The 7835-nt window shown below is 71.9% G+C and carries 9 protein-coding genes; 1 reads left to right on the forward strand and 8 read right to left on the reverse strand.

Features of this window, described 5'->3' with window-relative positions:
• Nucleotides 1-37: 37 nt before the first annotated feature.
• Genes hisF through hisD form a run of 8 tightly spaced genes read right to left on the reverse strand, consistent with a single transcriptional unit; the run spans nt 38 to nt 5852 of the window.
• Complete coding sequence (gene hisF, locus ACFWEP_RS28125) at nt 38-793, reverse strand: imidazole glycerol phosphate synthase subunit HisF (protein ID WP_266703334.1); 756 nt, start codon at nt 791-793, stop codon at nt 38-40.
• Nucleotides 790-1233: a RidA family protein gene (locus ACFWEP_RS28130; RefSeq protein WP_387374085.1), complete on the reverse strand. Its 444-nt coding sequence runs from the start codon at nt 1231-1233 to the stop codon at nt 790-792. The genes hisF and ACFWEP_RS28130 overlap by 4 nt, the downstream gene beginning before the upstream one ends.
• A complete protein-coding gene (gene priA / locus ACFWEP_RS28135) occupies nt 1230-1955 on the reverse strand; it encodes a bifunctional 1-(5-phosphoribosyl)-5-((5-phosphoribosylamino)methylideneamino)imidazole-4-carboxamide isomerase/phosphoribosylanthranilate isomerase PriA (protein ID WP_387374087.1) in 726 nt (241 codons plus the stop codon). The genes ACFWEP_RS28130 and priA overlap by 4 nt, the downstream gene beginning before the upstream one ends.
• Complete coding sequence (gene hisH, locus ACFWEP_RS28140; protein ID WP_387374088.1) at nt 1955-2596, reverse strand: imidazole glycerol phosphate synthase subunit HisH; 642 nt, start codon at nt 2594-2596, stop codon at nt 1955-1957. The genes priA and hisH overlap by 1 nt, the downstream gene beginning before the upstream one ends.
• 7 nt (nt 2597-2603) lie before the next feature.
• A complete protein-coding gene (locus ACFWEP_RS28145; RefSeq protein ID WP_266703338.1) occupies nt 2604-2771 on the reverse strand; it encodes a hypothetical protein in 168 nt (55 codons plus the stop codon).
• Nucleotides 2768-3370, reverse strand: coding sequence for an imidazoleglycerol-phosphate dehydratase HisB (gene hisB, locus ACFWEP_RS28150; protein WP_266710430.1), 603 nt, complete (start codon nt 3368-3370; stop codon nt 2768-2770). The genes ACFWEP_RS28145 and hisB overlap by 4 nt, the downstream gene beginning before the upstream one ends.
• Before the next feature lie 14 nt (nt 3371-3384).
• Entirely contained in the window at nt 3385-4524 is a 1140-nt protein-coding gene (locus tag ACFWEP_RS28155) for a histidinol-phosphate transaminase (protein WP_387374090.1), read from the reverse strand.
• Nucleotides 4521-5852, reverse strand: coding sequence for a histidinol dehydrogenase (hisD, locus tag ACFWEP_RS28160; protein ID WP_387374092.1), 1332 nt, complete (start codon nt 5850-5852; stop codon nt 4521-4523). Before hisD ends, ACFWEP_RS28155 begins: the two co-directional genes overlap by 4 nt.
• 309 nt (nt 5853-6161) lie before the next feature.
• Between hisD and ACFWEP_RS28165 the strand changes: the two genes are divergently transcribed.
• Nucleotides 6162-7775 (forward strand): oxidoreductase, encoded by a 1614-nt coding sequence (locus ACFWEP_RS28165; RefSeq protein WP_387374093.1) that lies wholly within the window; start codon nt 6162-6164, stop codon nt 7773-7775.
• Nucleotides 7776-7835 lie beyond the last annotated feature (60 nt).

Here is a 7835-nt window from a genome sequence, read left to right on the forward strand (position 1 = left end):
GGGAACGTGCGTTCCCCGCCCGCCCCTCGGGCGTGTCTCAGCGGACCGGGTGTCCGGCTTCCCGCAGGGCGCCCTTGACCTCGGAGATCCGCAGATCGCCGAAGTGGAAGACGGAGGCGGCGAGGACCGCGTCGGCCCCGGCGTCCACGGCGGGCGCGAAGTCGGCGAGCCGGCCGGCGCCCCCGGAGGCGATGACGGGGACGGTGACGTGGGCGCGTACCGCCTTGATCATCTCGGTGTCGTAGCCGTCCTTGGTGCCGTCGGCGTCCATCGAGTTGAGCAGGATCTCGCCCGCGCCGAGCTCGGCGGCCCGGTGCGCCCACTCGACGGCGTCGATGCCGGTGCCCTTGCGACCGCCGTGCGTGGTGACCTCGAAGGTGCCCTCCGGGGTGCGGCGGGCGTCGACGGAGAGCACGAGGACCTGGCTGCCGAAGCGTTCGGCGATCTCGCGGATCAGCTCCGGGCGGGCGATGGCGGCGGTGTTGACGCCGACCTTGTCCGCACCGGCGCGCAGCAGCTTGTCGACGTCCTCGGGGGTGCGGACGCCGCCGCCGACGGTGAGCGGGATGAAGACCTGCTCGGCGGTGCGGCGGACCACGTCGTAGGTGGTCTCCCGGTCACCGCTGGAGGCGGTGATGTCCAGGAAGGTCAGCTCGTCGGCGCCCTCGGCGTCGTACAGCTTGGCCATCTCGACGGGGTCGCCCGCGTCGCGCAGGTTCTGGAAGTTGACGCCCTTGACGACCCGGCCCTTGTCGACGTCCAGGCAGGGGATCACGCGTACGGCGAGGCTCATCGGTCGCCTCCGCGGAACGCCTCGACCTCGACCTCGACGACCAGGCTGGGGTCGACGAAGCCGGAGACGATGAGCATCGTGGCGACCGGCCGCACGTCGTCGAAGAGCTCTTTGTGGGCGCGGCCCACGTCGTCGACGTCCCGGGCGTGCGTGAGGTACATGCGGGTACGCACGACGTCCTCGCGGCCGAGGCCGGCCTGTGCAAGGGCGGCGAAGGCGACCTCGAAGGAGGCGACGGCCTGCTCGTAGGGGGAGCCGGCCGAGATTTCGCCCTTGACGACGGAGGTGCAGCCGGCCACCAGGACGAGGCCGCCGGGGAGTTCGACGGCGCGGGCGTAGCCGAACTTCTCCTCCCAGGGCGCGCCGGACTGGATCCGGCGCACGCCGGACGCGGGTGCGGAGTCCGCCGGTGCGGAAGCCGCGGGCACGGAGTCCGTCATGCGGCGACCGCCTTGAGCGCCTCTTCCAGGGTGAACGCCTCGGCGTAGAGCGCCTTGCCGACGATCGCGCCCTCGACGCCTTCCGGCACCAGCAGGGAGATCGCGCGCAGGTCGTCCAGCGAGGAGACACCGCCGGAGGCGACGACCGGGCGGTCGGTGGCGGCGCAGACGTCCCGGAGCAGGCCGAGGTTGGGGCCCTGGAGGGTGCCGTCCTTGGCGATGTCGGTGACGACGTAGCGGGAGCAGCCCTCGGAGTCGAGGCGGGCGAGGGTCTCGTAGAGGTCGCCGCCGTCGCGGGTCCAGCCGCGGCCGCGCAGGGTGGTGCCGCGGACGTCGAGGCCGACCGCGATCTTGTCGCCGTACTGGGCGATGACCTTGGCGACCCACTCGGGGGTCTCCAGGGCGGCGGTGCCGAGGTTGACGCGGCGGCAGCCGGTGGCGAGGGCGGCCTCCAGCGAGGCGTCGTCGCGGATACCGCCGGAGAGCTCGACCTTGATGTCCATGGCACCGGCGACCTCGGCGATCAGCGCGCGGTTGTCACCGGTGCCGAAGGCGGCGTCGAGGTCGACCAGGTGCAGCCACTCGGCGCCGGCGGACTGCCAGGCGAGGGCCGCCTCCAGCGGGGAGCCGTAGGAGGTCTCGGAGCCGGACTCGCCGTGCACGAGGCGGACGGCCTGTCCGTCGCGGACGTCGACGGCGGGAAGGAGTTCAAGCTTCGGCATTACAGCGTCTCGATCCAGTTGGTCAGCAGCTCGGCACCGGCGTCGCCGGACTTCTCGGGGTGGAACTGGGTGGCCCACAGCGCGCCGTTCTCCACGGCCGCCACGAACCGCTCTCCGTGCGTGGCCCAGGTGACGCGGGGGGCGCGGATGTGGGCGTTGGTGACTTCGAGGGTCCAGTCGTGCGCCGCGTAGGAGTGCACGAAGTAGTACCGGGCCTCGGGGTCGAGTCCGGCGAAGAGCTTGCTGTCCTCGGGTGCCTCGACGGTGTTCCAGCCCATGTGCGGGACCACGTCCGCCTTGAGCGGGCCGACGGTGCCGGGCCACTCGTCCAGGCCCTCCGTCTCCACCCCGTGCTCGATGCCCCGCTCGAAGAGGACCTGCATCCCGACGCAGATGCCCATCACCGGGCGGCCTCCGGAGAGACGGCGGCCGATGATCCAGTCGCCGCGGGCTGCCTTGAGACCGCCCATGCAGGCGGAGAAGGCGCCGACGCCGGGGACCAGGAGCCCCTCGGCGTTCATCGCCTTGTCGTAGTCACGCGTTATCTCGACGTCCGCGCCGACCCGGGCGAGCGCCCGCTCGGCGGACCGGACGTTGCCGAAGCCGTAGTCGAAGACGACGACCTTCTTCTTCTCGCTCACGATGTCCTCAGTCCCACAGTCCCTGGATCCGCAGCACGCCCGCGACCAGGCACAGCGCGGACGCGATGCAGAGCAGCACGACGACGCCCTTGGGCATGCCCTGCTTGGCGAAGGAGTAGACGCCGCCGGCCAGGAAGAGGCCGACGACGATCAGAATGGTGTTGAGGCCGGTCACAGGGCGCCCTTCGTGGAAGGCAGGATTCCGGCCGCACGCGGGTCGCGTTCGCTGGCGTAGCGCAGGGCCCGGGCGAGGGCCTTGAACTGGCACTCCACGATGTGGTGGGCGTTGCGGCCGTACGGGACGTGGACGTGCAGGGCGATCTGGGCCTGCGCGACGAAGGACTCCAGGATGTGGCGGGTCATCGTGGTGTCGTACTCGCCGATCATCGGCGCCATCTTCTCCGGCTCGGTGTGCACCAGGTAGGGGCGGCCGGAGAGGTCGACGGTGACCTGGGCGAGCGACTCGTCCAGCGGGACGGTGCAGTTGCCGAAGCGGTAGATGCCGACCTTGTCGCCGAGCGCCTGCTTGAAGGCGGCGCCGAGGGCGAGGGCGGTGTCCTCGATGGTGTGGTGCGAGTCGATGTGCAGGTCGCCCTCGGTCTTGACCGTGAGGTCGAAGAGGCCGTGGCGGCCGAGCTGGTCGAGCATGTGGTCGTAGAAGCCGACGCCGGTGGCGACGTCGACCTTCCCGCTGCCGTCGAGGTTGATCTCGACCAGTACGGAGGTTTCCTTGGTGGTGCGCTCCACGCGGCCCACGCGGCTCTCGCCCGTCATGCGGCTCTCGCCCGTCATGCGTCGTGCTCCTTCTTGATTTCGCGAACCGCATCGAGGAACGCGTCGTTCTCTGCCGGGGTCCCCGCGGTCACCCGCAGCCATCCCGGTACGCCGTTGTCCCGGACCAGGACGCCCCGGTCGAGGATCGCCCGCCAGACGGCGTGGCTGTCCTCGAAGCGTCCGAACTGGACGAAGTTGGCGTCCGATTCGGTGACCTCGTAGTCCAGGGACCGGAGTTCGGCGACGATCCGGTCCCGCTCGCCCTTGAGCCGCTCGACGTACCCGAGGAGCGTATCGGTGTGCTCCAGGGCGGCCAGCGCGGTGGCCTGGGTGACGGAGGACAGGTGGTACGGCAGGCGTACCAGCTGGACGGCGTCGACCACGGCGGCGTCGGCGGCGAGGTAGCCGAGGCGCAGCCCGGCGGCGCCGAACGCCTTCGACATGGTGCGGGAGAGCACCATGTTCGGACGGCCTTCGATCAGCGGGAGCAGCGAGGCGCGGTGGCTGAACTCGCCGTACGCCTCGTCGACGACGACGAGGGAGGGCCGGGCGGCCTGCGCCGCGTCGTACAGCGCGAGGACGGTGTCGGCCTCGACGGCGGTGCCGGTGGGGTTGTTCGGGGAGGTGATGAAGACGACGTTCGGGCGGTGTTCGGCGATGGCCTTCTCCGCCGCCTCCACGTCGATGGTGAAGTCCTCGTTGCGCGGGCCGGAGATCCAGCCGGTGCCGGTGCCGCGCGCGATGAGGGCGTGCATCGAGTACGAGGGCTCGAAGCCGATGGCGGTGCGGCCGGGGCCGCCGAACGCCTGCATCAGCTGCTGGATGACCTCGTTGGAGCCGTTCGCCGCCCAGACCTGGGCGGTGGTGACCTCGTGGCCGGCGGTGCGGCTGAGGTAGCCGGCGAGCCCGGTGCGCAGTTCGACGGCGTCCCGGTCCGGGTAGCGGTTGAGGTCGCGGGCGGCCTCGCGGACGCGTTCGGCGATCCGCTCGACGAGGGCCTCGGGCAGCGGGTAGGGATTCTCGTTGGTGTTCAGCCGGACGGGTACGTCGAGCTGGGGGGCACCGTACGGGGACTGGCCGCGCAGCTCCTCCCGGATGGGGAGGTCGTCGATGCCGACGGGGCGGGTGGTGCTGGTGGTGCTGTCGTCTCTCACGCCTGCGGGACCTTCCAGCCGAACCGTGCCTTGAGTGCCGCGCCGTGGGCGGGGAGGTCCTCCGCCTCGGCGAGGGTCACCACGTGGTGGGTGACCTCGGCCAGTGCGTCGCGGGTGTAGTCGACGACGTGGATGCCGCGCAGGAAGGACTGCACGGAGAGACCCGAGGAGTGACAGGCGCAACCGCCGGTGGGCAGTACGTGGTTGGAGCCGGCGCAGTAGTCGCCGAGGGAGACCGGCGACCAGGGGCCGACGAAGATCGCGCCGGCGTTGCGTACGCGGTCGGCGACGGCGGCGGCGTCGGCGGTCTGGATCTCCAGGTGCTCGGCGCCGTACGCGTCGACCACCTTCAGGCCGTCCGCGAGGTCGCGGACGAGGACGATCGCGGACTGCCGGCCGGCGAGCGCGGGCGCGATGCGGTCGGTGACGTGCTTGGAGGCGGCGACCTGGGGCGCGAGTTCGGCCTCGGTGGCGGCGGCGAGTTCCTCGGAGTCGGTGACGAGGACCGCGGCGGCCATCGGGTCGTGCTCGGCCTGGCTGATCAGGTCGGCGGCGACGTGCACCGGGTCGGCGGTCGAGTCCGCGAGGATCGCGATCTCGGTGGGCCCGGCTTCGGCGTCGATGCCGATGCGGCCCTTGAGGAGGCGCTTGGCGGCGGCGACGTAGATGTTGCCGGGGCCCGTGACGAGGTTCACCGGGCGGCAGCCGTCCTCACCCTCGGTGCCGTAGGCGAAGAGGGCGATGGCCTGGGCGCCGCCGGCGGCGTACACCTCGTCCACGCCGAGCAGCGCGCAGGCGGCCAGGATGGTGGGGTGCGGCAGGCCGCCGAACTCCTTCTGCGGCGGGGAGGACACGGCGATGCCCTCGACCCCTGCCTCCTGGGCCGGGACGACGTTCATGACGACGGAGGACGGGTAGACCGAGCGTCCGCCGGGGACGTAGAGGCCGACGCGCTCGACGGGCACCCACTTCTCGGTGACCGTGCCGCCGGGGACGACCTGGGTGGTGTGGGTGGTGCGGCGCTGCTCGCGGTGGACGAGGCGGGCGCGGCGGATCGACTCCTCCAGCGCGGCGCGCACGGCGGGGTCGAGGTCGCGCAGCGCGTCCGCGAGCGCGGCGGCCGGCACCCGGAGCGATGCGGGCCGTACGCCGTCGAATTTCTCTCCCCACTCGATCACCGCTGCCGAGCCACGATGGCGTACGTCCTCGCAGATGGGCCGCACCGTCTCCAGGGCGGCTTCCACGTCGAACTCGGCACGGGGCAGCAGGTCGCGCAAGGGGGCGCCCTCGGGGAGGACGTCGCCGCGCAGATCGATTCGAGAGATCACACCCCCAATTCTCTCAGACCGCCCGAGCCGTCCGGTCGGCCGTATCAGTGGCTGATACATATCTCCGTCACCCTGTGTTCCGTTTTCCGTTCATACGGTCACACAGGGGGAAGAACGGCAGTAGGTCGTGTCCGGCCACGCGCGTCGGATCGGCGGGCGGTCTCCGGTGCGGCGCGTGGCGAAACGGGGGACCGCCCGAGTAGCGGATGCTCGGGCGGTCCGACGAACCGCGAGGTGCCGCACCGGCCACCGCCCGCCCGGCGGGAACGGCCGGACACGACCCAGGGCGTGTGCACAGGGAGGTCGGGAGTGACGGAGCCGCACGAGAGCGACATCCCGGAAGGACTCAGCGCCGCGGAGCTGGGCATGTGGCAGTCCTTCCGGAACGGGACAACCTTCGATCTGCGCACCCACGACCCCGAACGCGACGATCCGTTCGGCCCGCACATGTGGGGGCCGGGGCGGAGCGTCGGCGCCAGGGTCGTGGCGAGGCTGCTGCTGAGCGGTCCACCGGCGAGGCCGGGGCGGGTGGCGGCGCTGAAGCTCAGGGGCGTACGCGTCACGGGCAAGCTGGATCTGGCCGGCGGCCGGGTCTCGCCGTACGTCGAGCTCACCGGCTGCCGGTTCGAGCAGGAGGTGGTCTTCCCCGAGTGCCACTTCACGACGCTGCGGATGGTCGGCTGCGCGATGCCACGGCTTGAGGCGGCCCGGCTGCACACCGAGGGCGATCTCCATCTGCCGCGCTGCCGGGTCGACCGGGGCGTGCGTCTGACGGACGCCCAGATCGGTACGGACCTGCTGATCAACCAGATCAGCGTCGGCTGCGACCGGCGGGGCCGGGCCATCGCCGCCGACGGGCTGACCGTGGCGCAGGACCTCCAGGCGGAGATGATCGAGACGTACGGCGAAGTCAGCCTGCGCGGGGCGACGGTGGGCGGCTCGCTGAGCCTGCGCGGCAGCCGGCTGCGGGCGGCGGACGGGCGCAAGGCGCTGAACGCACCGCAGTTGAGGGTGGAGCGGACGCTCTACCTGACCGAGGCATGGGTGAGCACCGAGACGGGGAACCAGGGCACCACTCCCCCGTACGGCATCGTGCACGGCCCGACCTCGGACCTGACGCCCGCCCGCGGTTCGCGCTCGCAGATCTTCGAGTGCCGGGGCGGGGTCCGGCTCGACGACGGGCGGTTCGGGGACGTGCTGGACCTGCATCTGGCGCGGTTCGTGCTGGAGCCGCAGGAGGAGCTGTCGCTGCGCCGGATCGTGGTGCCCGAGCTGCGGTTCAGCCTGGAGCGTCCCGAGGAGGGCCGGGTCGTGCTGAACGGCGCGCGGGTGGTCACGCTGATCGACCTGTCGAGCAGCTGGCCGGGACCGGGTGGTCTGGCGATGGGCGGGTTCGTCTACGAGAACCTCGTCCCGTACGGCCACTTCCCGCTCTCCCGCCGGCTGGAGTGGGTGCTCGCCGCCACCCCGGAGTACGTCCCCGAACCGTACGAGCGGCTGGCGACCGTGCTGCGCAACTGCGGCGAGGACGCGGACGCCCGGGAGGTGCTGCTCGCCAAGCAGCGCAGGCGCCGGGAGACCTTGCCGATCGCCGGGAAACTGTGGGGTTTCCTCCAGGACTGGACGGTGGCGTACGGCTACCGGCCGGGGCGGGCGGCGGTGTGGATGGCCGTCCTCTGGGCGGCGAGCACCCTGGCTTTCTCCCAGCACCAGCCGGAGTCGATCAAGGGGGACGAGCACCCGGAGTGGAATCCGGCGCTCTACGCGCTCGATCTCCTGATCCCGGTGATCGGGCTCGGCCAGGACGGCTACTGGCGCATGACGGGCGGCTGGCAGTGGGGGGCCGCCGGACTGGTGCTGGTGGGGTGGGTTCTGGCCACCACGGTGGCAGCCGGGGCCTCCCGGCTGCTGAGCCGGGGGTGACGGCGAGAGGGCGGAAGCGGGGGTGAGGGCGCGCCTCGGCCCCGCCCCCGGCTTCCGGGC

This window comes from Streptomyces sp. NPDC060198 (assembly GCF_042728415.1).
In the GTDB taxonomy this organism is placed as follows: domain Bacteria; phylum Actinomycetota; class Actinomycetes; order Streptomycetales; family Streptomycetaceae; genus Streptomyces.

Coding starts and splice junctions, on each gene's coding strand:
- hisB (WP_266710430.1), bottom strand. CDS start 3,370: ATGACGGGCGAGAGCCGCGTGGGCCGCGTGGAGCGCACCACCAAGGAA.
- priA (WP_387374087.1), bottom strand. CDS start 1,955: ATGCCGAAGCTTGAACTCCTTCCCGCCGTCGACGTCCGCGACGGACAG.
- hisF (WP_266703334.1), bottom strand. CDS start 793: ATGAGCCTCGCCGTACGCGTGATCCCCTGCCTGGACGTCGACAAGGGC.
- ACFWEP_RS28130 (WP_387374085.1), bottom strand. CDS start 1,233: ATGACGGACTCCGTGCCCGCGGCTTCCGCACCGGCGGACTCCGCACCC.